Origin of the sequence: Brevibacillus sp. NPDC003359, assembly GCF_042878995.1 — a bacterium.
In the GTDB taxonomy this organism is placed as follows: Bacteria; Bacillota; Bacilli; order Brevibacillales; family Brevibacillaceae; genus Brevibacillus.
On sequence record NZ_JBIAOR010000009.1, the window covers coordinates 132,557 to 158,546 of the forward strand.

Sequence of the window (25,990 nt, forward strand, 5' to 3'; positions counted from 1 at the left end):
ATACTACGTATTACTTATTTTTATAATCGTCAAGGTCGCTCCAGCCCCTGTCAGAAGGGTAGCTGATCCTAATAATTCGAACAGTTGCAGCGTGATTGTTGCTCCAGCGGTGAGAGGGGCGATGACGGTATTGTTGAACGATGAAAGTGATACCGCTGGTGAGATGATAGTCGGTGAGAATGGCGTTCCATTTATCAAGATCCTCGAGCTAACCAGTAATGCAGCTGTTGTATTTATGGAATACGAAATTAAATAGTTGCCTGCAGACGGAACCGTAAATACCGTATTGGCCATATTCACCGTAATGCCACCTGCTAACACCTGGTTGTTCGGTAAAGGGATATTCGTGCCTCCTATGATTACTGCGATAAGAGCTCCTGAGGTATTGGCACCGAAGGCGTTGATGTTGGTGAAGACTGTGCCGGTGGCTCCGGTTGGTCCAGTGTCTCCGGTGGCTCCGGTTGTCCCAGTGGCTCCAGTCGCTCCGGTGGCTCCCGTTGCTCCAGCCGTTCCAGTGGCTCCGGTCGTTCCTGTCGTTCCAGTGGCTCCTGTCGTTCCAGTTGTTCCGGTCGTTCCAGTGGCTCCTGTCGGTCCGGTTGCTCCAGTGGGTCCGGTCGTTCCGGTGACTCCTGTCGTTCCAGTGGCTCCGGTCGCTCCGGTCGCTCCGGTAGATCCTGTCGTTCCGGTTGCCCCGGTGGCTCCAGTGGGTCCGGTCACTCCAGTTGCTCCAGTGGTTCCCGTGGCTCCGGTCGTTCCTGTTGTTCCAGTGGTTCCGGTCGTTCCTGTTGTTCCCGTCGCTCCGGTCGTTCCGGTTGTTCCGGTTGTTCCAGTGGTTCCGGTCTTTCCGGTTGCCCCGGTGGCTCCAGTTGCTCCAGTGGTTCCCGTGGCTCCGGTCGTTCCTGTTGTTCCAGTGGCTCCAGTTGATCCAGTGGTTCCCATGGCTCCAGTCGTTCCTGTCGTTCCTGTTGTTCCCGTCGCTCCGGTCGTTCCGGTTGTTCCGGTTGTTCCAGTGGCTCCTGTCGTTCCGGTGACTCCGGTGGCTCCAGTTGATCCCGTCTCTCCGGTAGATCCAGTCGTTCCGGTTGCCCCGGTGGCTCCAGTGGGTCCGGTCTCTCCAGTTGATCCGGTCGTTCCGGTCGTTCCGGTCGTTCCGGTCGTTCCGGTGACTCCAGTGGCTCCTGTCGTTCCGGTGACTCCGGTCGCTCCTGTTGATCCAGTGGGTCCAGTTGCTCCAGTGGGTCCCGTTGCTCCGGTTGCTCCGGTCGTCCCGTTCGTTCCTGTTGCTCCAGTGGGTCCAGTCGTTCCTGTCGTTCCTGTCGTTCCTGTCGTTCCTGTCGTTCCGGTGACTCCTGTCGTTCCAGTGGCTCCAGTCGCTCCGGTCGTTCCGGTGACTCCGGTGACTCCGGCGGCTCCAGTTGATCCCGTCTCTCCGGTAGATCCAGTCGTTCCGGTTGCCCCGGTTGCCCCGGTGGCTCCAGTGGGTCCGGTCTCTCCTGTTGTTCCTGTTGTTCCTGTTACTCCGGTCGTTCCTGTTGTTCCTGTTGTTCCAGTGGCTCCTGTCGTTCCTGTCGTTCCGGTGACTCCGGTCGCTCCAGTGGCTCCAGTTGATCCTGTCTCCCCGGTAGATCCTGTCGTTCCGGTTGCCCCCGTGGCTCCAGTGGGTCCGGTCTCTCCTGTTGTTCCGGTCGTTCCAGTGGCTCCGGTCTCTCCTGTTGTTCCAGTGGTTCCAGTCGCTCCTGTTGATCCAGTGGGTCCGGTCTCTCCTGTTGATCCAGTTGCCCCTGTCGCTCCAGTAGCTGCGGTCTCTCCGGTGGTTCCAGTTGTTCCGGTCGCTCCAGTGGCTCCAGTTGATCCCGTCTCCCCGGTAGATCCTGTCGTTCCGGTTGCCCCGGTTGCTCCAGTGGGTCCGGTCACTCCAGTTGATCCAGTGGTTCCGGTTGCTCCTGTGGGTCCAGTCGTTCCGGTCGTTCCAGTTGCCCCGGTCTCTCCAGTTGTTCCCGTCTCTCCCGTTGTTCCCGTCTCTCCGGTTGTTCCTGTTGTTCCGGTTGTTCCAGTTGTTCCTGTTGTTCCTGTTGTTCCTGTTGTTCCTGTTGTTCCTGTTGTTCCTGATGTCCCAGTCTCTCCCGTGACCCCGGTTGCTCCAGTTATTCCAGGTGCCCCAGTCTCTCCAGTTGTTCCCGTTGTTCCCGTTGTTCCCGTCTCTCCGGCTGTTCCTGTTGTTCCTGTTGTTCCTGTTGTCCCAGTCTCTCCCGTGACCCCGGTTGCTCCAGTTATTCCAGGTGCCCCAGTCTCTCCAGTTGATCCCGTCGCTCCCGTTGTTCCCGTCTCTCCGGTTGTTCCTGTTGTTCCTGTTGTTCCTGTTGTTCCTGTTGTTCCTGTTGTCCCAGTCTCTCCCGTGACCCCGGTTGCTCCAGTTATTCCAGGTACCCCGGTCTCTCCAGTTGTTCCAGTTGCCCCGGTCTCTCCGGTTGATCCAGTGGCTCCGGTCGCTCCAGTTGTTCCCGTCTCTCCGGTTGCTCCAGTGGCTCCGGTTTCTCCAGTCGCTCCAGTCGCTCCAGTCGTTCCAGTCGTTCCAGTCGTTCCAGTCGTTCCAGTCGTTCCCGTTGCTCCGGTCTCTCCGGTTGATCCAGTTGCCCCGGTCTCTCCGGTGGTTCCAGTTGTTCCAGTTGCCCCAGTTGCCCCGGTCTCTCCGGTTGATCCAGTCGCTCCAGTCGCTCCAGTCGCTCCAGTCGCTCCAGTTGTTCCCGTTGCTCCGGTCTCTCCGGTTGATCCAGTCTCTCCAGTTGTTCCCGTCTCCCCGGTCTCTCCGGTGGTTCCAGTTGTTCCTGTTGTTCCAGTTGTTCCTGTTGTTCCAGTTGTTCCCGTCGCCCCGGTCTCTCCGGTTGATCCAGTCGCTCCCGTCTCTCCAGTCTCTCCAGTTGTTCCCGTGGCTCCGGTCTCTCCGGTTGATCCAGTCGTTCCAGTTGCCCCGGTCTCTCCGGTTGATCCGGTTGATCCAGTCGCTCCAGTTGTTCCTGTTGCCCCAGTCGCTCCGGTTGATCCAGTCGCTCCCGTCTCTCCAGTCGCTCCAGTTAATCCAGTCGCTCCAGTTATTCCTGTTGTCCCAGTCTCTCCCGTGACCCCGGTTGCTCCAGTTATTCCAGTTGCCCCGGTCTCTCCAGTCGCTCCAGTTGTTCCTGTTGTTCCTGTTGTTCCAGTTGTTCCAGTTGTTCCAGTTGTTCCAGTTGTTCCAGTTGCCCCGGTCTCTCCGGTTGATCCAGTCGTTCCCGTCTCTCCGGTGGCTCCAGTGGCTCCGGTCTCTCCAGTCGCTCCAGTCGTTCCAGTCGTTCCAGTCGTTCCCGTTGCTCCGGTCTCTCCGGTTGATCCAGTTGCCCCGGTCTCTCCGGTGGTTCCAGTTGTTCCTGTTGTTCCAGTTGTTCCTGTTGTTCCTGTTGTTCCTGTTGTTCCTGTTGTTCCTGTTGTTCCTGTTGTTCCTGTTGTTCCTGTTGTTCCTGTTGTTCCCCTCGCCCCGGTCTCTCCGGTTGATCCAGTCGCTCCCGTCTCTCCAGTCGCTCCAGTTGTTCCCGTCTCTCCGGTGGTTCCGGTGGTTCCAGTTGCCCCGGTCTCTCCAGTTGATCCGGTTGATCCTGTTGTTCCCGTCTCTCCGGTTGCTCCAGTGGCTCCGGTCTCTCCAGTCGTTCCCGTTGCTCCGGTCTCTCCGGTTGATCCAGTTGCCCCGGTCTCTCCAGTCGCTCCAGTTATTCCAGTCTCTCCCGTGACCCCGGTTGATCCGGTTGCTCCAGTTGCCCCGGTGGTTCCAGTTGTTCCTGTTGTTCCAGTTGCCCCGGTCTCTCCGGTTGATCCAGTGGCTCCGGTCTCTCCAGTCGCTCCAGTCGCTCCAGTCGTTCCAGTCGTTCCAGTTGCTCCAGTCTCTCCGGTTGATCCAGTCGCTCCCGTCTCTCCAGTCTCTCCAGTTGTTCCCGTCGCCCCGGTCTCTCCGGTTGATCCAGTCTCTCCGGTCTCTCCAGTCGCTCCAGTTGTTCCCGTCGCCCCGGTCTCTCCGGTTGATCCAGTCTCTCCGGTCTCTCCAGTCGCTCCAGTTGTTCCTGTTGATCCAGTTGCCCCGGTCTCTCCGGTTGATCCAGTCGCTCCGGTGGTTCCGGTGGTTCCGGTGGTTCCAGTTGCCCCGGTCTCTCCAGTTGATCCGGTTGATCCTGTTGTTCCCGTCTCTCCGGTTGCTCCAGTGGCTCCGGTCTCTCCAGTCGTTCCAGTCGTTCCAGTCGTTCCGATTGATCCAGTTGCCCCGGTCTCTCCTGTTGTTCCCGTCTCTCCGGTTGATCCGGTTGTTCCTGTTGTCCCAGTCTCTCCAGTCGTTCCAGTCGTTCCCGTTGCTCCGATCTCTCCGGTTGCTCCAGTGGCTCCCGTTCCTCCGGTCTCTCCGGTTCCTCCGGTTCCTCCGGTCTCTCCGGTTGATCCAGTCGTTCCAGTTGCCCCGGTCTCTCCGGTTAATCCAGTCGTTCCTGTTGCCCCAGCCTCTCCCGTGACCCCGGTTGATCCAGTGGCTCCAGTTGTTCCCGTTGATCCGGTTGCTCCCGTTGCTCCAGTTATTCCAGTGGCTCCGGTTGATCCGGTTGATCCGGTCGTTCCGGTCGTTCCCGTCTCTCCTCTCGCCCCAGTTGCTCCCGTCTCTCCTCTTACCCCAGTTGCTCCCGTCGCTCCTCTTACCCCAGTTGTTCCCGTCGCCCCTCTCGCCCCAGTTGCTCCCGTCGCTCCTCTCGCCCCAGTTGTTCCCGTCGCACCTGTTGCCCCAGTTGCCCCAGTTGCCCCAGTTGGCCCCGTACTCCTCCGTACCGGATATTTAGAAGCATCCAGCACAGCCTCCAGTTTCGTTTGCAAAAGCATATCTTGCTTTGTCGTTGCTTCGAGCATGTCCCGCACACTCTTGTTTAACTCGAGCAAATCGGCAATGGTGGCTCCTGGTCCAGATAGCCCAGGAATTGTCCCGAGTGCATACTGAATTTTTTCAGCTTCTGCATTTAAAATATGACTAAGCCCCAACTCTTCCATAGCTAAAGAAGACAACATTAAATTGAGCGCTTCGTCACGCCCTATAAGAATGGTCGGGGTGATATTCGGTATATTTGGAAATGACATGATTCTCCTCCTCTTTGAAAAGGATGTTTCCCCTCCCTCATCAGTTGTTACACAAGAAGCCATGGCATACTGATTTTCGAATCACTTGAAAAAGTATTGGCCGAAAAAATGGCGCTTACAGACAACCACGAGAAAATAGAAGGAGAAAGGCAACCGTTGCTCATTCATTAGAGGAATCAATACGAGGAGTAATCGTTATCGAGTACTTTGCCTAACCGTAAACAGGGTCTTTGTTTTCATCCGTCCTCTTCCTCCAAAAAAGAAGCCATCCCCCTTAATCTAAAAAGGGATTCCAACAAACCGTCATGCAGCTCTTACCAATAACGAATGGAGAATCTCCTTCTTTGATCAACGAGGATCGATTCTATCTTTGTAGAGAAGACCCGGTACATAATAACAACTTTCCAAATACAATACGGACAACCAAGAAGGAGTATAGCCATCTATTGTTCTACTGCATTCAGTTCCTCCAGTCTTGCAAAATAAGCTTCATTGTACTCTACACTTGGATGCGTCGGGTAATACAGCTTTGCCATGTCGTGGTGAATCTTAGCCTTTTGTTGATCCCCGATCCGATCGTAGCAGAAGCATAGCTGTATATGAGGCAGCCACGTCCATGCCGATTCGTCTACCTTCCCCATGGAACCTTGTGGCCGCTCCAATAATGTCGCCTGCCGGTACCAGTAAATGGCCTTCGGGAAGTCTTGCTTCTCCACAAAAAAAGCCCCCATCCTGCAGCAAATCTCCGCACGCGGAAGGTCAATCGCAAGTGTCCTGGTCAAAGATTGAATTTGTTTTTCAGGTTGCTTCAAGTGTGCGTAACACTCTGACTGCTTCTGACACGCCCATATTTGATCCTCGATCCAGCCCAAGCCTCCGTCTAAAAACAACTGATATTGCTCAGCTGCCTCTTCGTACCTCGCATGATCGAACAATTCATTTGCAAAATAAAATTGGTCACGCGGATCAAAAACTTCGCCTTTTTCCTTGCGTCTTACATACATTTGCAAATTCCGATCCGTATAAGGCTTATTCTTTTGGTGAGTAATGGCAATTTCACTGTGCAGAATTTCCCCCGCGACAGCCAAATACTCATGGACCGCCCCATGCCAAACAAAGTCACACTTCCGTCTGACGAGGCGATTTCTTCGCAAATAGTGAACAGGCTGTCCTCGCTCATCTACCATCAAGTGGTACGGCATCGAGACACTGTCATAATCAAAATGGTCCGTAGCCTTCAGTGCAGCAAAGCGTTCCCGATCCACTCCCAAAAGTACATCGTCCGCATCCAGCCAAAAAATGTACGTCATCTTGGCTTGTGCAAAAGCAAAGTTACGAGCTGCTGAAAAATCGTCCACCCATGTAAAATCAAATACTTGCGCACCATAGGTCAATGCAATTTCTTTGGTCCGATCAGTCGACCCTGTATCGACAATGATGATTTCATCCACCAAATCGTAGATCGTCGACAAGCATCGACCGAGTGATTCTTCCTCATCCCGAACGATCATGCACAAGCTAACCGTGAACATGCAGATCGCCCCCTCCCCAAAAAATCATTTTCTCAACATCCTATTTCTTTCCTTCCCCCATTATGTATCCGTACTTTCATAACCATCTGCTCGCACGAATATGGTGTAACAATATGTTCTGACAACAACGAAAAGAAGGTGATCATCCGAATGACCCCTCCTCTCCTTTCACTATGCATGATCGTCAAAGACGAAGCAGACCAGATCGAAGCATGTCTATCCAGCGTGCAAATGGTGGTAGACGAGATCATTGTTGTCGATACAGGATCAACCGACAGTACACAGGATATTTGTCGGAAATACGGGGCGAAAGTTCTGGAGATTCCTTGGGAAAACAGCTTTGCTAATGCAAGAAACGCCGGATTGCAAGTTGCTAAGGGAGAGTGGATTTTATGTCTGGATGCGGATGAAATCGTACAGGAAGAAAAACCGGGAGTGCTTCGTCAGGCTGTGAGTTCGAGCAAAGGCGACGCCTTTTTTATGAAAATGATTCATTACACTGGTTCGCAAAAGGAGCAGGCTTCGCACCACTCCGCCTACCGATCCGGGCAAATCCGCTTATTTCGCAACAAAAAAGGGTTCCGATTTGTGAGAGACATACACGAAGTGCTTCAATGGCCGGCCACCGTTTCCAGGGATCTCGCCGTCCCTTTGCTACCTGTACATATCCACCATCTCGGATATATGGACGATGCCGTTCAACGAAAACAAAAGGCTTTGCGCAACTTGAAGCTCTTACGTAAAGAAAGAAAGCAATCCACACAAGACCCATGGTGCGATTACCATCTTGCAAACGAATTTTTTCGCGCCAAACAATGGGAGCGTGCATTTACTCTGGTGAATCAAGCGATCAAAGGCTTTTTGACCACCAAACAACCTCCCCCTTCTATTTGCTACAAGCTGAAATTCGATATTCTTTTCCAGCATGGCAGTATGCGCGGGGCATGGCCGGGTATTGCACGAGCTATCCAGATTTATCCCAATTACGTAGACCTTCATTTTTACAAAGGCGTTTTCCTGATGGAGCATGGATTGTATGCCGAGGCGGTAAAAGCTTTCGAGTATTGCTTGGAGATCGGAGACAATCAGTGGGAGCATTATAGTGAGCAAGGGATGGGGAGCTTTTACGCTTTTCACTTTTTGGGACGATGCATGGAGCGCATGGGCAAGGGACATGAATCCCTTGTCTACGATTACACAGCGAGCTCCATACATGCTTCGTACTTCGCACAAAAACGAGAGGTGGTTCGATGAGTGTGAAAACGAGCGTGCTAATTGGCAGTCCAGTTTGTCAGAAACCAGATGTTCTCCGGATGTTTTTGTTTTCGTTAGAAAGACTGTCGACCTCAAACTTGACCTTTCACTATTTGTTCGTTGATGACAATACCGATCCGCTTTCGAGCAAAATCCTTCAAAACTTTGCAGACAAACACACAGGACAGGTTGACATTATCCCCGCTGCTGGCAGCATCCATCCTTACACATGCGATGAAACGACCCATTACTGGAGTGACGCACTCGTTTGGAAGGTCGCTGGATTCAAGGACGAAATGATCGCCCGTGCCAAACACCATGATTACGATGCCCTCTTCCTCATCGATTCGGATTTGCTTCTCCAACCAGCTACTTTGGAAGTTTTGCTCGCCTCAGACAAACAAGTCATATCTGAAATCTTCTGGACGAGCTGGACACCAGATACCGTCCCCGTCCCTCAGGTGTGGCTCAAAGATGAGTACACCCAATTCGAATGCGCACGCCATGAACAAATATCAGTAGAAGAACAATACCTGCGGAAGTACGCTTTCTACGGCCAGCTCCGTGTCCCCGGCGTATATGAGGTAGGTGGTTTAGGTGCTTGCACCCTCATCCGCAAAAAAGCGCTGCAGGCTGGCGTCAGCTTTAAACAAATTCCAAATCTGAGCTTCTGGGGCGAGGATCGTCATTTCTGCATTCGGGCTCAGGCTTTGGGTTTGTCCCTTTTTGTGGATACACACCATCCCGCTTTTCATCTCTATCGGGAGAGTGACTTTGCAGAAGCGCGAACCTGGATGAAGCAAATCTACGGCTCCGCTCCTTTACGCGTCAAAACCACTCGCCCTCCTGTGTTCAACAATACAATCCCCCTTGGAAACTAACCCATTATATGGTATATTGATTCCACGTCTATTTGGATGGAAAGGTACGGTAACTACGTATGCCAACAACTACTTTGTAATGGCCTAAAAAACTGGATAGCTTGCCCTTCGGAAAACAAACTGTTTTTCGCACAGGTGCAGTCTGCCCTTTTTTCCCATTACAAAGGAACGTAACGAAATCTGTAGGTGTAAATCCTAACGGAGGTTCGCTATGGGGAATCTCCGTTTTTTTGTGTCCAAAAACAGGCCCGCCCTACAGGACATCCAAATAGCAGGTGCGTTCCTTTCACTTTTTATACGAGGTGAAGGACCATGCATACCATCGAGCATACGTGGGTATTACGTGAAAATCATGAAAATCAGCCAGTACGGCGATATTGCAGCAATTGCGGGCGAACCGTTCTCTTTTTCGATACAAACGTCCGCCGCCACAACGCAAACGGTAGAAATATCTATCGGTTCGCTATCTATAAATGCGAAAAAAATCATACGTGGAACGAAAAACTGGCCATCTACAAAGCCTTTACAGATCATCGGGAGGTGCCAGACACGGAGTTTGGTGAGGAAATCGCGCCACTATCTACTCTCCCCTTGCATGAATACCAGGAAAAGGGCGTTCAGGAAGTGACGATTCGGATTGAGAGCGCAGAGACCCGCTTCCGCCTCGACAAGCTGCTGTCTGAACAGATAGAAGGCTGGAGCCGCAGCGAGATTGTCCGCAAGATCAAGGACGGGCATATTCGACTGAATGAGCAGGAGACGAAGCCCAGTGCTGTTTTGAGTGCGGCGGATATCATTCAGATTATGATTGAGTAAAAGTATGTATGGAAAAGTCGCAGACAATATCTGCGGCTTTTTCTTTTATTTCTTCAATACGACCGCTTTTCTCGATTCGTCCCACTCCACTTGCAATCCAAGTAAGGCAGCCAGCTCTCTTGTTTTTGCAAAAGTAGTTCCCTGGTCGTTTACATAGGAGACTTCCTGTCCGTTCACGGTCACTTTTTGCGTGGAAGGCTCCCATTCCACCGCTCCACCCACTGCCTCCGCAATCATCCGGATGGGTACATACGAAACATCATCGATTAATTTCCCTGTGGAAGTAAGTGTCAGTTCAACGGCGCACTTATCCACATCAGGCTGTGGTTTTTGTGGATAAGCTGTGAGAAACCTGTGGACATCCTGTTGAAACTTTGCCCATGCGTCCTTCGCCGACATTCCCGTATATGTTTGAGCGGTCGTATTGACGACAAAAAAGGCCGGGCAGTTTTTCCCCGTAATGTCGTAATGACGCCACAGGTGATCGACTCCCCAGCCATGTCGTTTCAAGATATCTGCGGTCAGTGCCACTGTTTGCTCGTACATTTTCTCAAAGCTTCCATCTGCGTTGACGCACATTTCAATCCCAATCGTGCAGTTGTTCGGGTAGGTGCTCAATTTGGTCAAGGCGGCCTGTGAATAAGTTTTCGCCCCGACATGGTAGCCCATCTCGTCCTCGGGCAGACAGCAAATGATTTGTTTGTCGTCCACGATGTAGTGGGCGCTTGCGACTGTCGTTGGTTTGTTGAAGTAGTTGCGGTTGGCTACGGCATTTGCACCGCTGCGCTCGTTGGCCGTCCAGTGGATGACTACTCCTTTGGGAGTGATCTTCTTTTTGGGGCGGGAATTTATGTTGGTCAAAAGCATCTCGGTGATTTTCATTGTTTACTAGGACTCCTTTCGTTTGGCTCTTTCTGCCTTTGCTTTGATTTCGGCGCTAACTAATCTCTCGACGGATTTGGGCATCGGCCAGCCTGCGCGGTGGGCATTCGCGGTCAGGCTTGTCCAGGTATGGTAGATGAGGCCGAAGGTGACGCCGTAAAACAAGAAGCCAGGGGTGCCCATGACGCGGTCTAGGAGATTGGCTACGGCTGGTAGGGCCATGAGGAATAAGGTGCGTGGGATTCGGGACAGGCCGTAGTCGGATGAGTAGGATTGGTCTTTTTTGGCGGCGGAGATGCCTGTGATCCAGTCGAGGACGATCATGAAGAAGAGGACGATGAGGATGTCTTGGCGGTTCGTGCCGTATAGATAGTGAAAGGCGGGTGACACAATGGCACCTGCTGTTGTCGCCCAGGCGTTTGCTGGGGTTGCGATGCTTTCTAGGCTGTGTAGGGATTTCATAAGTTCGTACCTCCTCGCCCCTTGGGGGAACAAAAATAGCCCCGCTAGGTACGGGGCTGACTCAAATTTTTTGTGTATGAAATATTAGTAGCTTAAAAGTCTTGGTTGGTAATTTTCTTGAATTCTTCGGGAGAGATTTCTCCGAAAGGATTGGATGTAGTTTTTACTGCTAGCCGCAGTTTTTCTACTGTGACCCACTTCATGCTAAATGCCAACGTCCAGAATGCCATCACTTAGCACCTCCTTTTAATTGGATGAGCTCAAGCTTAACCTGGGCTAGCTGTTCTCCCATTGTTTGGATTAACGCATCCTTTTGGATGTTGCTAATTTTGAGTGAGGAAAGCTCCTGTCCCATTGTCATAACTGGATCGGTTTGTTGCTGTTCTCTAATTACTGAGATAGCCTCTTTATTTTGCATCTTCATTAATCGAACGCACCCCCATAACCATTTACAAGTACACGTTCCCTAGCTGTTCCTTTGTTGATTGTCACCCATAGATTAATAGCCCATTTGGGAGCTGTTTTATTCTTATTGGTGAACAAGTAGCCTCGGTTGACCTTGACGGCATTTGTGCAGTCTTCCCATGTCGGCACATCATCTAAGTAGTTGTTGCATACTTTCACACTTTCAATGGACGAGCCTTCTGGCAAGTATCTCTCAAGTGTCACTAAGACACGCAATGGCATACCGTCCAATGTGAAGTCTGCTTTAATGTCTGGATTTCCGTACTCTAGCATAAATTCGATATGAGTCTCTGTTCGGGTGAATGTGTAAATCCGTTCGGATGAGACTCCCGTGCTGTCCGTGGCAACGATCTTGATTTGATGCTGTACGTCCAAATCCAATCGAATCCAAGCGTCATGGCTAATTTCAACTGTGTATTGCTGTCCGGCTACGCCTGCAAACGACCTGATTTGCTTGCCGTTCAGATATTCGGTAAAAGTGAAAGTGTTGGCCTCTGGATCAGTGGCTGAATAGTTCACTGTTGGCGGCTTCATGAAGATACCGAGGTCTTTGTCTTCGCCATCGATTACCGGTGGTCGGTTCCATACGGCTCTAAACTTACACACGACCTCCAAGCTTTTACCCTGTTTGTTGTCCTCGGCCCAAACAATGAGGCAATGGTCAGTGTTCTCGGCAAGGTCTATCCCAGTAAGATCAGTCGTTCCAAGGTAAATCCGCTTGTTCTTGTAGGTTAGCGCCTTATCAAACAAAATAGGCGTGCCACCATCCGATATGCTGGATGAAGCCGCCTGAGCAGGTCCGTTATTCACTTTGAAGAAAACAGAGACGATGTTGCCCGCGTCCTCGTCTATGGCCTGACCGGATACCTTGAGAGTCGAGTTTTCGGTAAGTGTCTGATTATCCGGCGTGCCCAGGGTGACGACAGGACGCTTGTTGAGATTAAGCACGCCGCGATACTTGACTGCGCCACTCGTCTGATAGATCGTCGGTGGAATACTGAAATCCGTCTGGAACGACTGGTCATAGAAGGTTGCTGGATTGGTGCCTACACCGTCGATAAACGGGCCTGAGAAGGTGCTGAACTCATTGCTGGACTCGATGCGCTTGATATAGACGCCGTCTTCATACGTGATGATCAGCTTGCCGTTTTTGTCGCTGGTAATACTGGCGTTTGTGCCTTTGACGAGTTTTTTGTGTGTTGGGAGCCAGTCAGCACCCATTGTGGCGTTTGAGTACCGTATCCACGGATTAACGGTGTCATTCGCGTCTGTGCCGTGCCATACGGCGTGTAGCTTGCCATTTGGTGTACGGATTGCCATGGATGAGGATTGTGGGTACGAGTTTGATGTAGCGTATACCGTTTGGTGTTTCCAACCATCAAGAGCGCCAAACCAGTTACCAGTGAATCCGCTAGATTTACCGAAGCAGAGAAGGGTGTAAGCTCCAGGCTCTTGAAAAATGCTAAGAATCAACGCTTCTCCGCTTGCAGAGAAAACAATTGATGGCGCTCCCATATTTTGAGTACTAGAATTAGTTCCCGTTACTCGTTCCACAGCACTCGGCGTTACAAGTGTTCCGTCCGCATTGATCGGAATGCTCCCAGCGCGGATGCTGAAGCTGTTCGGTAGGCTGCTGTTTTTTGTACTTGCTGCCCAACATAGTTTTGTTCCGTCGGGAGTTATGGCGAGTGAGACACCCTGAAAGACAGATTGAGACACGTCCAAATCATAAGCGCTCGCAATCGTGGCTCCTACATTGGTGGCATCAAACCTTGCAACAAATACCTTAGCCGAACCATTTGCGACACAGTAAACATTCGTACCTTTACACACTATTGAATACGATCCACTCACACCGATATTAAATGACGTCAATAATGAGTAAATTTTTCCGTTATCACTGGATTTATAAAATTTAACGGACGTTTTAAATGCGTCTACCACCGCACCAACCAACCACCCATTGCTCAACCGCACAGGCGGAGCCATACGGGAAACAAGGTAAGCAGACGATACCACGTTGACAGGTACGAAAACCTTGCCATCCTCTTGCGCAACCGTGAAGTTGCGTGTCACTTTGGCTGAATCATCCGTGCCGTCATTTGCCCATATTTGGATCGAAGACGCCTCAGATGGCAGCAAGCCTGATACGTCCGTCTGCCCGTCCCAAAAACGTCCTTGCGAGTAGGTCAGTGTCTTTGAAAATGACTTCGGATTTGACCCGTCAGTTGTACCGAGGGCGATTGTCTGAGTTGGTCCTCCAGCTATGGAGTATTTGACGGACAGAGACTGACCAGCGTCCACATCGGATACGGTGCCCTCTAGCTTGTAGGTGCTGCCTTCCGCCAATGTTTGATTATTGGAAGGGGACGAGAGTGTGATTGATGGCGGATTGTTGGTGATTGGTTCCAGGAATAATGCAATACTTGATCCATTGGCCCCATTACCCGCAATCGAAGTTACTTCTACAGATGTTAATGTTTGTTTGTGGTGCATATAGCTATATACAGTTTGGAAAGTATTTGATGATCCTGTTGGGAAAACATCTAATACTTCGTGGAAGTTCAAAGGGACAGAAAAATTGGAATTGGTTGCCCCGATTGCGTTAAAAATCACCAACAACGTATCTGTGTGTGATGTATTAACACTTGAGCCATTTGAAGCAGGATAAAAACTCTGTGAAGATGTTATTGCTCTTGCATCCGAGTTTAGAACGGACTTTACATTTCTAAAAACGGTTATATTCCCTCCCCAGTTTTGACTAACTGTTGGGTTTGTAGTAAATGTGGGAGCAGATTCATTAGCTGACGCTATTTTAGTTAGAACCTTATGCCTTCCGTTACTACTTACTGCTTTTTGCTCAGCCCATCCAACAGGAGGAACAAATGTATTTACTGAATCGTATGCAATTCTTGCGATAAGCAAATCCCCTGCTTGTATTCCGGTTGGCATTATTGGTGTGAAGTTGGTCATGCTTGTTGCAGCAGAAGGTGTACCACTCCCTACATAATCCACCTGTTTTTTGCCTGTTGTCGGGATGGTGTAGTCGATGGTGAGACGTGGATGGTTAACGCCATTCTCAAATGAATTAAAGGATTTACTTATGACATTTGCAGTTGCTTCGTCTCGATCCTTTAATAAAAACCCTTGATTATTTTGACCGTTCACCATGGATTGAACAAGGTTTTTTACATCAAATAAGGAGTACATGACTCCTGTACCTATAAGTTTCGAAGTAGATGGAGTTGGGTTGTAAGTTGGTTGCGTATTCCATGTATTTGAATCTGTCCAAGCAGAGGTTATGGCATGGACATCAATCGTTCTAGATATACCACCATCACCACTTTGAAACATCTCAAATGCGGCACTATTGATAATTGCATCATTTGGTATCAGTCCAAGATCAAAGAAGAAAGCAAGCCTGTTTCTTTTGCCGTTTGAATCTGTAGCTATATAAATCTGTGGATTTTGCTCATGGTTTATTAAAGGTCTTGATTCATCAAACCAAGTGTCGAAAACCTTGCTATTATCTTTGGTTAACGTAATTACAGGCATGTTCCTCCCCCTTCCTTCCGCAAATGGCCGTTATTGCGACCCATTCCTGTTTCTACCATCTAAACCTCCAACCGACTCTGAACCTCGTTGTAGTAACCCCGAATCACCCTGATAGAGCTGATAGTAGACAGGTCATCGTTGAAATTGTTGTGTACAAAACCGTCAGGCAAGGTGGATTCGATTGTATTCACTCGTACTTTCAGATTTGATACATCTGCAATCAGTACAGCCAGCTCCGCGTGAGCATCCGCAATACCTCGCTCCCAACGATTAATGTCCACTTCTGTTACCGGATCATCGTGCTTCCAGTCCGTTTTCGCTACATAGGACACTTACACCCCTCCTCTCGCTTCGATAACAAAGGTCAGGTTTACGAACTGCGCCCCGTTCATTTCAATGTTTCCTGTCTTCTCAGCAACGACCGCTCCAGTTCTGGTCCTCAACTTTGCGCTCGTGATGACTGGCACGCTGGCTACATGCTGGGCAGATACTTGTAATGCAATTCCGTCTTGTATGCCTGCAATCGGATGCGAAGCAATCTCCACAGCCTGTACAGGCACTGAAACTGAGCCGTTTATCAAAATGTCGCCGCCCGACACCCTAGCCAGCAGGTCATTCCGGACGGTTTGAAGATAACTTGGCAGGATCATTTCACGACCTCCTCGTAACGCTTGATTGGTGTCATCCCTACACGAAATTCACTGACCTTGTGGTACTCCTTAATCCCAACCACTAAGACATCTCGCAGCACGATCTTCTCCGACACAACAGGTTCAAAAGCGACTCCATTACAATGAACTGGCCTAATTCTCTCAACAGCTTGAACAGCATTCTTTGTATCGAATCGGTCCTCAATCGGGTAGACGTACCGAATCACCTTTTTGCCGTAATCCTCAACCATCTGGACATGCTTGAATGACGAGGAACTCAAACCAATTGCACGCAGCACGCTTGGGGTAAATCCAAGATACGACCAGTGCTTTTGCTGGATATTCTTTCGCCGTTCCTCAACACTCAGCAATTGCTTTCTCCCGAAATAAATCCAATCCCAGACATCCAACCCCCAGGTAGCTGACCATGGGCTAAACTGCTGTAGGATGTCCTCACGCTGCAAATTGAAAGCATCTACGACTGTCTCTGCACCTTCAAAGTGATATTCCGCCACTTCATTCTCGTACCATTGCGGCGGCAGCATCTGCCGATAGCGTTCTGGAATCATGTTGTCACCGCCATGGTTAGTGTCGATACAGAGTCAGCAGGCACCGTCAAATTCAATTCCGCGCCGTTTAAGGTGTAGCCTGTGAAATCTATTACCCCATCCACGAAAAAGAGCGCCCCGATCTGCTGGTACACGATCTGAGAACGCCCTTTTAGGTAGGTTTTGATTTGCGTAGTAATTTGGTCTTTGATCTTCTCGATTTCCGCATCTGGTCGCAAAGCGAGTTTTACAGCGATAGTCACTGGATAAACGTTCGCTGGCAGTACCTGCAAGTCGTGCAAGGCCCTTCGTTTGTCTTCCAGTTTCGTCCGTACACTCGTAGCCAGTTCCTGCCCCGCAGGGTTGCCTGTCAGGTCTGTGATATACACATCAATAGATAGGTCATGTCGTGCCTTCTCGATGGCAACGGCTCCGCCTACCCCGTCTACATTTCGCGCCCACCGCTCGTAGTCTTGGCGTCTGCCGTCTCCCTCTTCTGTCCGGGCTCGGTCAATGAGGCGCTGTCGGTAGGCGTCGTCTGTCTCCGCCTCATTGCGAGATAAACCGAAGAATACGCCTGTGGCATCCAAAAACTCTCCATCCGCCCAGGGGAGAAAACGTTGGAGAAAGCCGTACTCAAATAGCTGCTGTTGATCGCTGATTTCCTCTGCTATCGGATAGTCGAGGTCATAAAAAATTTCTCCCTCTTCCGTCGCTGGTGGCGTCTCTCCACGCTTTTGTGCTATCAATGCCATCCGATTTGCCATCCGCTGATAAATCTGATCCGGGGTTTCCCTGAGAATCGGCATTTCTGGTTTGTCTAACGTTGCCATGTATTCACCTCCGTTCTAGTTGTCCCTCTCATGCCCTCAATTTCGAGCGAAAAAATGACCCGGTTGTCCTCAAACCGAATGTCTACCACTTCTGCACGCTCAACCTCACTGTGAGCCTCTAGCGCCTCTTGTGCTTGCGTCTTAATCGCTGGCAATGAAATGCCCGAGCGCATCCTTCCTGTCGCATATAGGAAGTCTACTCCGTACCTTTCCGAGTAAATCTCGTACCGGAAACGACGTGTATTCAGGATTTTCTTTGCTGTCTCTGCCAGGTACTCCTCATAGGTAGTCGTCCGCAAGTAGCGACCATCTGGCCCTTTCTGCAATTGTTTTGTAGTCCAGTCGAATTTGTATGTCCATGGAATCGGGTTATCTGGAGATTGAACCAGTTGTGTTTCGTCTCCGTTCAACTCTGGAAACATTACTCCACCACCCCAAGCAGGAGGTATTGTTCGTTGTTGCATCGCAACAGGGCTACTTTTTTGCCCACATCCTCTGGCTTTAATTGGGCAGAACGCAATACCGACAGCTCATACGGTTCCAAGGGTGTCGGGTCCTCGTCGAGCTTTACAGACAAAGGGGACAGTGACAAAAGCTTGCCGAATTCCCCTTGCGTATTCTCGATACCGTCCTGTGCGTGCCCTCGCAGTTTTGCGATAACTGAATGCATCTCTTACGTCCTCCTTTCCAATTGGAGATCCATTGTGTATTGACCGCCTTGCCAGCGCGCTTGGCAGCTAGTGACGATCCAATCCGTGATGGTTTTATTGTCTTTTTCCATGATCTTGATGAGCCAGCCCGCACGTAACCTAGCGGCATTTTCATCCTCGTGCCGGACCGAAATGGAGCGTGTCTTGGGGATTTTGGACAACTCTGCGAGTTGCTTAGCTGCCAATCCAGCTACGTTTTTGTCCTCGCCCGCGTCGATGACTTTTTGCATATGCCCGAGTTGTTTGACCAGATTATCGTTAGATTTCGTTGCACTACTTACCACTCGATCATCCCGGTAGCGCTCGACTGTCACGACGGTGTATACATCCTCGATGCTCTCACCCGTTGAGCTGCTCGTGAGCAAGCTCGCTTTGAACATCGGGATGATGCTGTTTTTCCCCTCGGGGAGTACCGTCAGCTTGTCACGCTGATATTGCACGAAATAGCGGATGCCTGTCTTTTCATAAGCTTGCTCGGTCAGCGATGTAAAGAGGGACGTATATGATTGGGACGAGATTCTCTCCTTGACCGTAAAGCCGAATACCGGGCAGCTAAAATTGATACCTGCCGACTTGATGATTCGTGCAAGCTCTGTCCCTGCGTCTCCGTCCAGCTTGAGTCTGGAGATTTCGTTTTTTTGCAAATACCAGCCAAGCTCGTATGCTGTGGCGGATAGATCGCCTGTCCTGTCATCCCGGTCAAAACGAACGAGCGGGCCGTGAAAAAGCTGCTGAGACTCTTTTAGCTCTGTCCCCGAAAAGAGCATCAAAAAACCCGCCGATTGCAGCGGCGGGCCTTCCTTGATTCTCACATCGCAATTTTGCGCGATTTGTCCCCTGGCAGAGGACCAGGACAACTCGGTAACGGCTGGGGTCAGGTCATAGCGGGTCTGTTCTTTTCCGTAAATGACTTTCATTTCATCTGCCCTCCGTTACATTCTGTTTTCTCTTTCTAGCTTTTCGTTAATCTCTCTTTTCCTGTCTTCCAATTTTTTGCTGTCTATCCGTGGGGCCGCTTGCTGTTTCTGTGTCTTCTTTGCTACCTTCCCGCTCGTATTCGGACGAGCTGGCTGCTGTCGTGTGATGACTGCACCCGGGGATAAAAGCTGCGTCTGATTGCTCCACGTAATGAATTCGTCTTTGACAAACAACGGCAGCTCAATCGAGCCGTGAAAATCTACGTTTTTTCCTTGGAATTTTCCGTCACATGGCCCGATGAGCACATTCCACGCTAGATCAAACTCATCAATTGTCAAAAGTGCTTCGGAGCCCGTTAAGCGATCCAATCCAGCAAGCCACTGTCTAGGCCCTTGATAGCCCTGTACCTCGACGTAGGGAGCTGTACTGTCTCCGGGTAAGATGAAGTCAAAGGAGATGGACTTTGGGCGTCTGGAAGAGAGGCGATTGCCGGACAATAACGTAATCGATGTCGTGCTTTCGATGTCGTTGCCGTAGCCGCGAAACTGGATTTCAGCAGGTGTGACAGGAAATGTCAGCCTGTATTTACCTTGAAGGCGGATCATGCGGTTACCCCTCCCCTCGTCTCTAGTGCATCGAGCAGCGAGCGTTCGATGATGTCTTTGATGCGTTGGGCGACAGATGGGTCAGTAAGCATTTTCATCATGGTTGGGATACCCTGTAGCACGCCTTGTACGTGGAGTGGTACCGTAATTTGCGGAATGTTCACCGAGGTAGCCTGTTGTTTTACAGGCGAGTTGCCAACAGGAGAACGACTTGGAATAGGAGGGCCTGCTGGTATTTGTGGTTGTGTACTCACAGATTGTTCAACAGGTTTGTCCTGCCACCACGACTTGATCCAGTCGTATAAAGCACCTCCCGCCATTGATCCACCGATATTTCCACCGACACCACCGACCACACCACCGATCGCTGTTCCAACGCCAGGGGTAACGAGTGAACCAGCGGCTAATCCGACTGTCGCTCCCAATCTTCCTCCAGCCCAGCCACCGAGGGATTCCGCCCCCAAACGAGCTGCAGCATCAAGCTTGTTCTCCGATGAGAATACTTCTGCGAGGCTTTCGATGATTCCGAGTTTGGGTACCTTTTTCATCCCAGCTTTCATTTTATCGATGGGCAATTTGTTGAATTGTTCCATGAGCTTGTCTTTGAGTTTACTCGGGTGCAATTCTCCAAGCTTATTCATGAACCCATCCTTGAGTTGGTCGAATGAAAAGCCCTTGAACTGCTCCACAAGCTTGTCTTTACCCAACTTTAATCCCCCAAGCCCAAGGCCTTTCATGAGTCCATCTTTGAGCTTACTCGGGTGCAATTCTCCAAGTTTATTCATGAACCCATCCTTGAGTTGGTCGAATGACAAGCCATTGAACTGCTCCACAAGCTTGTCTTTACCCAACCACAATCCCCCAAGCCCAAGGCCCAACATGAGCCTACCATTGCGTCCACCTTTGCGCTTCCCAAAAGGAAAGCGGTTCATGAGCTGGTCTTTTAACTGATCTGCTAACTGGTCTATGACCTCACTCGTACGTCGTTTCCTAGGAGTATTCTTGTTACGTCTATTTTTTGAAGAGGTACCTGATTTACTTTTACGGTTATTACCCTCACAACAGCAGCAGTTTTTCCCGCCAGTTGCTTCTTGAGGAAACTTTTCTATGGTTGTCCGAAGATCTTTGAATTTTTTCAGTTGAGATGTCGCGTGAATGTTCAGAGCACTACCAAGGAGTAGTAATCCTCCGGCAAAAATCGCAGTACCTTTTGTCGTCTCGTCCAAAGAGTTAAACGAGCTCATTACTCCTTCAGCTGCTTCCGAAATCCCTGTATTTATCCCAGACATTTGTTCTGCGTGCAGAGTCGCGATCTCCATGGCCTCGTTTCTCGCCATTGCTTGTGCCTGCCCGGGTTTGAAATAAACATCATTCTGTGCAGACAGTTGATGCGCATTCACCGCTTCATTCCCGACTTTATATGCGCTCTCTTTCCCCATTTCCGGCACAAAAGCCCCTGTAGCTACATCTTTTACTTCTCGCAGACCCTTCGCCATGTCATTTCCGGCATCGCCTGTCAAAGCATCGAATGCACTTTGTTGTAACGTTTTATCCTGGATGCTAGAAAAAGTCATCAGGAGTTTTCCGAGGGCGATATTTATTGTTTCTTTCTCCCCCGTTGCGAGACTTCGATTCAGCGTTGCTATATCTTGGGCAGCCTTGGCCTTTGCATCCTTCTTATTTTGAGCCTTGTAATGCTTCTCAAGGATTGCGGCGAGATCACCATTATCCGACATCTTCATTGCATTCTCATACAACGCACCATACGTTTTAAAATCATTCAAAAGGTTCCCCATTGAGACAACGGTAGCGGACAGTTTTTCAGGCGTATTCAGCAATTTGCCATTCTGAAGGTTGAAGTGAGCCATGGATTCCACAAATTTTCCGGTCGCGGCTCCCCCTCCCTTGTTGCTTAAATGCTGAACGGCATTTGACTGCCTAACGGTACTATCATGACCAGTAGAAATCTCAATGGAGCTCATCATTTTCATGATTTCATCTTCCGTAAACCTCGTCGTGTATTTCAGCATGCCTGCTTTTTCTGCGTATTTTAAACCATTGGTTGCATGCACAAGTTCGGCTTTGGCGATGAGGCCGTATGCTTGATCTTTCTTTATATCAGGGTTGAGCTCACGTATTGTTATGGAAGTCTCTTCGACCTTCAGGAGTTGCTCATTATTTTTGCCACCAGCTTCAAAAAGCGTCTTTTCTCTTTCAGTCGCCTGAGCTTCTTGGGCAACCGAACTCAGCGTTGTTCCAAGAGCCTTTTCGATCGTGGAAGTTAGTGAGCCCAAGAAGTTTTTTTCCAAATCGTCATATTTACCTACAATTCCACTATAAGCATCAAACGTTTCACTCATTGTTCCTGCCATTCTTTCACCCCCTTATCCTCCCAGATGTCTACACCCAGCAAAACCCGAAAAAAGCCGGGAGACCTACCCCCCAGCTCTTTCCTCGTCCTCTGCCTCAATCATCTGACAAGCAAAAATAAACAGCTTCTGCTTGTACAAATCGACTTCGTACTCGAGTAGATCCGACGGGCGGCCTCTGCCTTTTAAAAAGGCACGGCAAATGTGCCAGGCCTCGCCGTCAGATCGGATTAGTTTTTTGCTTCTTCAATGGCTTCTTCTTCCGACTGGGTTGCATTGACTTCACGGACCGCATTGAGCAGCTTGGTATAGCCTTCTGGATTGTCGCGGAAAATTTTCTCGACGAGCTCGTACTTGGTGCCGACCTTATACGCTTTTTTCAGCTCTTCCTGATTCCAAGGGAAATCGTGCTCGGTGGCTTTCACCAGACGTGCATCGTTGTACAGGAACCAATCCGTTTTCTCGCCTTTGTCGGCCATGCGTTCGCACTCGCGCAGCTCGGACAAATTCAGTTGGCGAACCTTCCATTCGTCACCGTCGATGGTTACGGTGATTTCTTTTCGCGGAGTTTGTTCATTGGCTTTGGCCAAAAATTTCTCAAGTTTGTTTTTATTCATATTCATTCACTCTCCTATTCAGTGTAGGTTGGCAATTCATCCAGGTAGTCCGGCTTTTCGATGGACATCCCTTTCAGGTCATATGTCGCGTGATCGTTGCCGTCTGCTTTGGCTTCCCACAGCGTAATTTCGTCTGGATTCAACACGATGTTGGAGATGCGGACGCGTTCGGAATTGCCTGCTTCCTTGTCCAGCGTCTCGCCGATCAGGAATGGGAGGACTGGGGTCTTGCCTTGCGTCAATTGATCGACGCAGTAGTATTTCAACGCAGCGTTGGTTGCGGTAATTTTCAACGTCACTTCTACATGCCAGTCGTTGACGGTCTGGATTTTTCCTTTTTGCAGACGATTCGTATCGCCGTACTCTACCTTGAGGACCATTTTTCCTTCCAAGGTACCGAAGATCGGGTCTCCGTTTTCATCGTAAATTTGGCAGTTCTTCAGTTTAATATCGCGTGCAATAGCCAATTACAGCACCTCCCAGTCAATGTCAAAGTATTCGATGGCATCAAGCGGCTTCGCAGACAAGAGGAAACCACGGCGATCCCCGATGCCGTTCTTTTGATCGGTAAACGTCCAGCCCGTATCAATCGCGCCTTGCTGCTCACGGACGGTCATGTACGCATTGACGGCAGAGACAAACACCGCGCCGCCCAAATCGTTGTTGCCGAGCTTGCCCTTGTATTTCTTGCCGACTTGGCTGATGTCGTTGACGATCTGATCCAGCGTCATGCTGACACGGATTTTTCCGTAGTCCTCGCGCTCATGTGTGCCTAGCACCGCCAGTGTATTCACGGCGCTCTCGATGATGTACACATCTCCGTCGCGGGTTGCGATCAGCGTACCAGAGCCGAGCGCACTCAAAATATCGGTGTGGCCCCAATCCTTGAGCGCTTTTTTCAACGGAACGACGACTGCTGTCAGCGATTCATGCGCAGGTGTCGCGGCGATCATACCCGCTACCCATGCGGCCCACTCCAAGCTGCCGTATACTTTCCCATTGTTGTGTTGACCAGCAATGGCACTATTCACGACAAAACGGGTATTTTGCGCCACAGAGCGCTCGATGTGCTTCGCCATGTTCTCGTCATCCGCCGCTTTGCCGCCGATCACCAGCGTGCTGAGCTTCTTATTTTGCGAGCGACGATCGCTCATGAATTGTTTCGCTGCCGCTTGTACACTCGTATCGTCAAAAGGCAGATACATCGTGTCAAAATCAGCACCGGAAACCGCCATGAACAACTTGGTCGAGTCCGCAGAAGTCAGCGCTACGGTGCCGCTTGTCGCTCCTGTCAGTGCTGTTTCTGGCACGATTGTAACCGCAGTCTCACCCAGCTTTTTCACACGCACATAGTTGGATTGGCTCGTTTTCGCTGCCAGCTCATTCGCATTCGCAAACGAAAACTTCTCGGTTTGCAGCGGGCCCGCTACCTGGAGTTCCTTTTTGCCTGGTTCGGACGTCGAGGCAGTGATCGTGACCTTCAACTCGTTACCTACCAAACCTGGATACAGAGCCTCAACTCTGATCGCATCGGCTTGCTCATACGCTGCTTTTGTGGCTGTGCCATTTGTCATCCGGTACGCGAGAATCGTTGCGCCGCCTTCTGCTGCCAGCTCCACGGTATCGACCTTGCCAAACGTCTGGGCCAGTCGCTCTTCAAAGCTCCCCAGCTTCACCAGCTCATCTGGCGCGCCCCACTCTGCTTGGTACGGCACCAGTACGACACCGCTCTTCGGTACTACACGTTCTTTTGCTTTTGCGATCAGTTCGACCGTTACACCCGGACGTTCACGTTGAATGGTCATGCTTACACCCCGCCTTTGTATTTGGTCAGTCGGCTCTTCACTTGTCCTTCTGCCAGTAGTTGATCATCTGCTTCAGAAAAAAGAGCACCTGCTACCTCGAACCGTTCGGCTCCAAGGTAAGCGGCGCTCTTGATCCACTCTTGTTTGGTTTGCACAAGCTCTATCGCCTGTGCTAGTTGTTCCTTTCGTGCCACTATGATCGGACCCCCTCTACATCAAATTCGTTGATTTTGTCTGTGGCCGCTCTCTGCACCACCACGTTGTAGGTGAACTGGAACACGATTTCCGTCCGGTCCTTTTTATCCCGCCAAATACGCAAGGTGGAACTGTCGATCTCGATGGACAATCCAGACGTCTTGCCTTGATAGCTGAATTGCTTCTGACGAAGAAGCTCACGCAGCGGTTCTGCTGAAAACGGCTGATAGACACCTGCTACCTTTGGATAGTGGAGGACGATGGCTGCTTCTGAGACCACCAGATAGGAAGTGAGGCTTCTTCCTTCTTCACGGACCCCTTGCGTCAAAAGAAACGCAATTGGCGACTGGAATCGCTGCGCCATCCAGTCATCCACATTCACAACAGTAGCCAGCTCTGGATACGCTTCATTCACCAGTTCAATGAGAACGGCTAGCTCACGATCCATCAAGCTTCCACCTCCCATACTTGCGGTATTCTCTTCTGTCTTCGTCACATGTCTCTTCCCCCCACTACTTCCCTTCATTTGGCAAGGCATCCACGGCAAATGCCCGCCGAGCAGGGAGCGAGTAGCCCATGGCTTTGAACTCGCAACATCGTGTGGCGCCTATCGCCGTTTTCCCCGCTCGCCGGACAGTTGAGTCGTCGGCGTACATAAAAAGCCACCCGACAGCTTCATCGGATGGCTCGTATCTCTCTTACTTGTTTCGCTTGACTCAAGTATAACCGATTCGGCAGAAAAACCGGGAAAATGACCCTATGTGTCAGGAAGTGTCAACCTTTGTCAGTTTCAACTTGCCTATGAAAATGAAAAGAAGCTGTCATCATCAGACAGCTTCTCGTCTATCGCGGGGTGCTTTGTTTCCATTATCCAGTCTGCTGAGCCTGATCGCCATACATCGCCCAAGCCATCTTCATCACGGCACTGCGCTTGATTTCATAATACCGCTGTCGGGACACACCAATCTCTTTGGCAATCAGATTGTTTTTATCGCCATCCAGCAAAGCCTCAACTACCAATCGCTCCTGCTCACCCGGAATCATCTCGACCGCTTTATTGATCCGCTCGATTTTATCCTGCAAATTTTGCAGCCTCTTCCATTTTCGTTCCCGGCGTACGACCTCCGCATGCGTCTTATCTCCATTGGTGCCCTTTCCTTTTGGCATACCTGCATCCAATCCGTACTGAGAGACCATACCTTCCCCCGCCTCACGCAAAAAACGCTGGATGCGCACGATCTCGATCTGCATGTAATTGTAGTCGCGGATTTCTTCCTCAGCTTTCTGTAAAAAATCTACGATGGGTGCTTGCTCACTCAGCCGGGCTAAGCCTTCTTTTCTAGCTGATACTGTCCTCTGCTGCCCTTTTGCCTCTTGATCCCGTATATACTTGTCCCACTCCGGGCAAGAATCGATTTTTCCTACGTGCTTATCATGAACCTGGCAATGTGATTTCTTTCCCCAGCACGTTGCCGGACACACCTCGCATACTGCTTCCATGAAAATATCTTTGCTGATCAAGGCACTATTCCCCCTCGGTCATATATATAAAGTCCGAATTGTTGCTTAACCGTTTTCGTTGACTCTTGCGTCTTTTCTTAATCTTTGAGACAAACCGATCTGTCCGATAATAACTCCGATTAATAAGACAGCTGCTCCGATTAATGCTGCTTCTATCATTTCGTACGAGTCTCCTTTGCGTCATCATTTTCTTGTATAATGAAAGAGGGCAAAGAGGATACTCACCAGTTGTATTCTTT

The 25,990-nt window shown here is 50.3% G+C and carries 25 protein-coding genes; 3 read left to right on the top strand and 22 right to left on the bottom strand.

What is annotated here, in order from left to right:
* Positions 1 to 3: 3 nt before the first annotated feature.
* Together ACFYU8_RS20480 and ACFYU8_RS20485 are read right to left on the bottom strand one after the other, a co-directional pair.
* Entirely contained in the window at positions 4 to 5,133 is a 5,130-nt protein-coding gene (locus ACFYU8_RS20480; RefSeq protein WP_391365910.1) for an alpha-helical endospore appendage domain-containing protein, read from the bottom strand.
* Between the two features lie 443 nt (positions 5,134 to 5,576).
* Positions 5,577 to 6,665 carry a glycosyltransferase family 2 protein gene (locus ACFYU8_RS20485; RefSeq protein ID WP_390302817.1) on the bottom strand — a complete coding sequence of 363 codons (1,089 nt, stop codon included), beginning with the start codon at positions 6,663 to 6,665 and terminating at the stop codon, positions 5,577 to 5,579.
* A 150-nt stretch (positions 6,666 to 6,815) separates the two neighbouring features.
* On the opposite strand from ACFYU8_RS20485, the gene ACFYU8_RS20490 reads away from it, so the two are divergent.
* From ACFYU8_RS20490 to ACFYU8_RS20500, 3 genes are all read left to right on the top strand, one after another.
* Positions 6,816 to 7,919 (top strand): glycosyltransferase, encoded by a 1,104-nt coding sequence (locus ACFYU8_RS20490; RefSeq protein ID WP_390302815.1) that lies wholly within the window; start codon positions 6,816 to 6,818, stop codon positions 7,917 to 7,919.
* Positions 7,916 to 8,800 carry a glycosyltransferase family 2 protein gene (locus tag ACFYU8_RS20495; RefSeq protein WP_390302812.1) on the top strand — a complete coding sequence of 295 codons (885 nt, stop codon included), beginning with the start codon at positions 7,916 to 7,918 and terminating at the stop codon, positions 8,798 to 8,800. The genes ACFYU8_RS20490 and ACFYU8_RS20495 overlap by 4 nt, the downstream gene beginning before the upstream one ends.
* Positions 8,801 to 9,112: 312 nt before the next feature.
* Positions 9,113 to 9,616 carry a S4 domain-containing protein gene (locus ACFYU8_RS20500; protein WP_390302809.1) on the top strand — a complete coding sequence of 168 codons (504 nt, stop codon included), beginning with the start codon at positions 9,113 to 9,115 and terminating at the stop codon, positions 9,614 to 9,616.
* Positions 9,617 to 9,661: 45 nt separating this feature from the next.
* Here ACFYU8_RS20500 and ACFYU8_RS20505 read toward each other — a convergent pair whose 3' ends face one another.
* From ACFYU8_RS20505 to ACFYU8_RS20600, 20 genes are all read right to left on the bottom strand, one after another.
* A complete protein-coding gene (locus ACFYU8_RS20505) occupies positions 9,662 to 10,498 on the bottom strand; it encodes an N-acetylmuramoyl-L-alanine amidase (protein WP_390302806.1) in 837 nt (278 codons plus the stop codon).
* Between the two features lie 6 nt (positions 10,499 to 10,504).
* Complete coding sequence (locus tag ACFYU8_RS20510; protein WP_390302803.1) at positions 10,505 to 10,960, bottom strand: phage holin family protein; 456 nt, start codon at positions 10,958 to 10,960, stop codon at positions 10,505 to 10,507.
* A 92-nt stretch (positions 10,961 to 11,052) separates the two neighbouring features.
* Complete coding sequence (locus ACFYU8_RS20515) at positions 11,053 to 11,190, bottom strand: XkdX family protein (protein WP_390302800.1); 138 nt, start codon at positions 11,188 to 11,190, stop codon at positions 11,053 to 11,055.
* A complete protein-coding gene (locus ACFYU8_RS20520) occupies positions 11,190 to 11,384 on the bottom strand; it encodes an XkdW family protein (protein ID WP_007725684.1) in 195 nt (64 codons plus the stop codon). Before ACFYU8_RS20520 ends, ACFYU8_RS20515 begins: the two co-directional genes overlap by 1 nt.
* On the bottom strand, positions 11,384 to 14,980 hold the full coding sequence (locus ACFYU8_RS20525; RefSeq protein ID WP_390302797.1) for a DNRLRE domain-containing protein: 3,597 nt from the start codon (positions 14,978 to 14,980) through the stop codon (positions 11,384 to 11,386). The genes ACFYU8_RS20520 and ACFYU8_RS20525 overlap by 1 nt, the downstream gene beginning before the upstream one ends.
* Positions 14,981 to 15,039: 59 nt before the next feature.
* Complete coding sequence (locus ACFYU8_RS20530) at positions 15,040 to 15,312, bottom strand: hypothetical protein (RefSeq protein ID WP_390302794.1); 273 nt, start codon at positions 15,310 to 15,312, stop codon at positions 15,040 to 15,042.
* Positions 15,313 to 15,630, bottom strand: a complete 318-nt coding sequence (locus tag ACFYU8_RS20535; RefSeq protein WP_390302791.1) for a hypothetical protein — start codon at positions 15,628 to 15,630, stop codon at positions 15,313 to 15,315.
* Positions 15,627 to 16,199 carry a hypothetical protein gene (locus tag ACFYU8_RS20540; RefSeq protein WP_390302789.1) on the bottom strand — a complete coding sequence of 191 codons (573 nt, stop codon included), beginning with the start codon at positions 16,197 to 16,199 and terminating at the stop codon, positions 15,627 to 15,629. The genes ACFYU8_RS20535 and ACFYU8_RS20540 overlap by 4 nt, the downstream gene beginning before the upstream one ends.
* Positions 16,196 to 17,011: a baseplate J/gp47 family protein gene (locus ACFYU8_RS20545; protein WP_390302786.1), complete on the bottom strand. Its 816-nt coding sequence runs from the start codon at positions 17,009 to 17,011 to the stop codon at positions 16,196 to 16,198. Before ACFYU8_RS20545 ends, ACFYU8_RS20540 begins: the two co-directional genes overlap by 4 nt.
* Positions 16,999 to 17,433 (bottom strand): DUF2634 domain-containing protein, encoded by a 435-nt coding sequence (locus tag ACFYU8_RS20550; RefSeq protein ID WP_390302783.1) that lies wholly within the window; start codon positions 17,431 to 17,433, stop codon positions 16,999 to 17,001. The genes ACFYU8_RS20545 and ACFYU8_RS20550 overlap by 13 nt, the downstream gene beginning before the upstream one ends.
* Complete coding sequence (locus ACFYU8_RS20555; RefSeq protein ID WP_137032447.1) at positions 17,433 to 17,681, bottom strand: hypothetical protein; 249 nt, start codon at positions 17,679 to 17,681, stop codon at positions 17,433 to 17,435. The genes ACFYU8_RS20550 and ACFYU8_RS20555 overlap by 1 nt, the downstream gene beginning before the upstream one ends.
* 3 nt (positions 17,682 to 17,684) lie before the next feature.
* Positions 17,685 to 18,638 (bottom strand): XkdQ/YqbQ family protein, encoded by a 954-nt coding sequence (locus tag ACFYU8_RS20560; RefSeq protein ID WP_390302780.1) that lies wholly within the window; start codon positions 18,636 to 18,638, stop codon positions 17,685 to 17,687.
* A gap of 15 nt (positions 18,639 to 18,653) precedes the next feature.
* The gene (locus tag ACFYU8_RS20565; protein WP_390302777.1) at positions 18,654 to 19,244 is read right to left on the bottom strand and encodes a hypothetical protein; all 591 of its coding nucleotides are present in this window, start codon (positions 19,242 to 19,244) and stop codon (positions 18,654 to 18,656) included.
* The gene (locus tag ACFYU8_RS20570) at positions 19,241 to 21,616 is read right to left on the bottom strand and encodes a hypothetical protein (protein ID WP_390302774.1); all 2,376 of its coding nucleotides are present in this window, start codon (positions 21,614 to 21,616) and stop codon (positions 19,241 to 19,243) included. Before ACFYU8_RS20570 ends, ACFYU8_RS20565 begins: the two co-directional genes overlap by 4 nt.
* Positions 21,617 to 21,843: 227 nt before the next feature.
* A complete protein-coding gene (locus tag ACFYU8_RS20575; RefSeq protein WP_390302771.1) occupies positions 21,844 to 22,230 on the bottom strand; it encodes a phage tail assembly chaperone in 387 nt (128 codons plus the stop codon).
* Between the two features lie 14 nt (positions 22,231 to 22,244).
* Positions 22,245 to 22,697, bottom strand: a complete 453-nt coding sequence (locus tag ACFYU8_RS20580; protein WP_007723453.1) for a hypothetical protein — start codon at positions 22,695 to 22,697, stop codon at positions 22,245 to 22,247.
* Complete coding sequence (locus ACFYU8_RS20585) at positions 22,698 to 24,035, bottom strand: phage tail sheath subtilisin-like domain-containing protein (protein WP_390302769.1); 1,338 nt, start codon at positions 24,033 to 24,035, stop codon at positions 22,698 to 22,700.
* Positions 24,036 to 24,037: 2 nt separating this feature from the next.
* Positions 24,038 to 24,229 carry a hypothetical protein gene (locus tag ACFYU8_RS20590; RefSeq protein ID WP_390302767.1) on the bottom strand — a complete coding sequence of 64 codons (192 nt, stop codon included), beginning with the start codon at positions 24,227 to 24,229 and terminating at the stop codon, positions 24,038 to 24,040.
* Positions 24,229 to 24,726 (bottom strand): hypothetical protein, encoded by a 498-nt coding sequence (locus ACFYU8_RS20595; RefSeq protein WP_390302764.1) that lies wholly within the window; start codon positions 24,724 to 24,726, stop codon positions 24,229 to 24,231. The genes ACFYU8_RS20590 and ACFYU8_RS20595 overlap by 1 nt, the downstream gene beginning before the upstream one ends.
* Positions 24,727 to 25,097: 371 nt before the next feature.
* Positions 25,098 to 25,751: a hypothetical protein gene (locus ACFYU8_RS20600; RefSeq protein WP_390302762.1), complete on the bottom strand. Its 654-nt coding sequence runs from the start codon at positions 25,749 to 25,751 to the stop codon at positions 25,098 to 25,100.
* Positions 25,752 to 25,990: the final 239 nt, after the last annotated feature.

What these genes read in the sequence shown, in the direction of transcription:
- ACFYU8_RS20535 (WP_390302791.1), bottom strand. Translation starts at nt 15,630, where the DNA reads ATGATCCTGCCAAGTTATCTTCAAACCGTCCGGAATGACCTGCTGGCT.
- ACFYU8_RS20520 (WP_007725684.1), bottom strand. Translation starts at nt 11,384, where the DNA reads ATGAAGATGCAAAATAAAGAGGCTATCTCAGTAATTAGAGAACAGCAA.
- ACFYU8_RS20510 (WP_390302803.1), bottom strand. Translation starts at nt 10,960, where the DNA reads ATGAAATCCCTACACAGCCTAGAAAGCATCGCAACCCCAGCAAACGCC.
- ACFYU8_RS20485 (WP_390302817.1), bottom strand. Translation starts at nt 6,665, where the DNA reads ATGTTCACGGTTAGCTTGTGCATGATCGTTCGGGATGAGGAAGAATCA.
- ACFYU8_RS20500 (WP_390302809.1), top strand. Translation starts at nt 9,113, where the DNA reads ATGCATACCATCGAGCATACGTGGGTATTACGTGAAAATCATGAAAAT.
- ACFYU8_RS20545 (WP_390302786.1), bottom strand. Translation starts at nt 17,011, where the DNA reads ATGGCAACGTTAGACAAACCAGAAATGCCGATTCTCAGGGAAACCCCG.
- ACFYU8_RS20555 (WP_137032447.1), bottom strand. Translation starts at nt 17,681, where the DNA reads ATGCATTCAGTTATCGCAAAACTGCGAGGGCACGCACAGGACGGTATC.
- ACFYU8_RS20480 (WP_391365910.1), bottom strand. Translation starts at nt 5,133, where the DNA reads ATGTCATTTCCAAATATACCGAATATCACCCCGACCATTCTTATAGGG.
- ACFYU8_RS20550 (WP_390302783.1), bottom strand. Translation starts at nt 17,433, where the DNA reads ATGTTTCCAGAGTTGAACGGAGACGAAACACAACTGGTTCAATCTCCA.
- ACFYU8_RS20570 (WP_390302774.1), bottom strand. Translation starts at nt 21,616, where the DNA reads ATGGCAGGAACAATGAGTGAAACGTTTGATGCTTATAGTGGAATTGTA.
- ACFYU8_RS20575 (WP_390302771.1), bottom strand. Translation starts at nt 22,230, where the DNA reads ATGAATAAAAACAAACTTGAGAAATTTTTGGCCAAAGCCAATGAACAA.
- ACFYU8_RS20525 (WP_390302797.1), bottom strand. Translation starts at nt 14,980, where the DNA reads ATGCCTGTAATTACGTTAACCAAAGATAATAGCAAGGTTTTCGACACT.
- ACFYU8_RS20540 (WP_390302789.1), bottom strand. Translation starts at nt 16,199, where the DNA reads ATGATTCCAGAACGCTATCGGCAGATGCTGCCGCCGCAATGGTACGAG.
- ACFYU8_RS20505 (WP_390302806.1), bottom strand. Translation starts at nt 10,498, where the DNA reads ATGAAAATCACCGAGATGCTTTTGACCAACATAAATTCCCGCCCCAAA.
- ACFYU8_RS20495 (WP_390302812.1), top strand. Translation starts at nt 7,916, where the DNA reads ATGAGTGTGAAAACGAGCGTGCTAATTGGCAGTCCAGTTTGTCAGAAA.
- ACFYU8_RS20560 (WP_390302780.1), bottom strand. Translation starts at nt 18,638, where the DNA reads ATGAAAGTCATTTACGGAAAAGAACAGACCCGCTATGACCTGACCCCA.
- ACFYU8_RS20490 (WP_390302815.1), top strand. Translation starts at nt 6,816, where the DNA reads ATGACCCCTCCTCTCCTTTCACTATGCATGATCGTCAAAGACGAAGCA.
- ACFYU8_RS20585 (WP_390302769.1), bottom strand. Translation starts at nt 24,035, where the DNA reads ATGACCATTCAACGTGAACGTCCGGGTGTAACGGTCGAACTGATCGCA.
- ACFYU8_RS20515 (WP_390302800.1), bottom strand. Translation starts at nt 11,190, where the DNA reads ATGGCATTCTGGACGTTGGCATTTAGCATGAAGTGGGTCACAGTAGAA.
- ACFYU8_RS20565 (WP_390302777.1), bottom strand. Translation starts at nt 19,244, where the DNA reads ATGATCCGCCTTCAAGGTAAATACAGGCTGACATTTCCTGTCACACCT.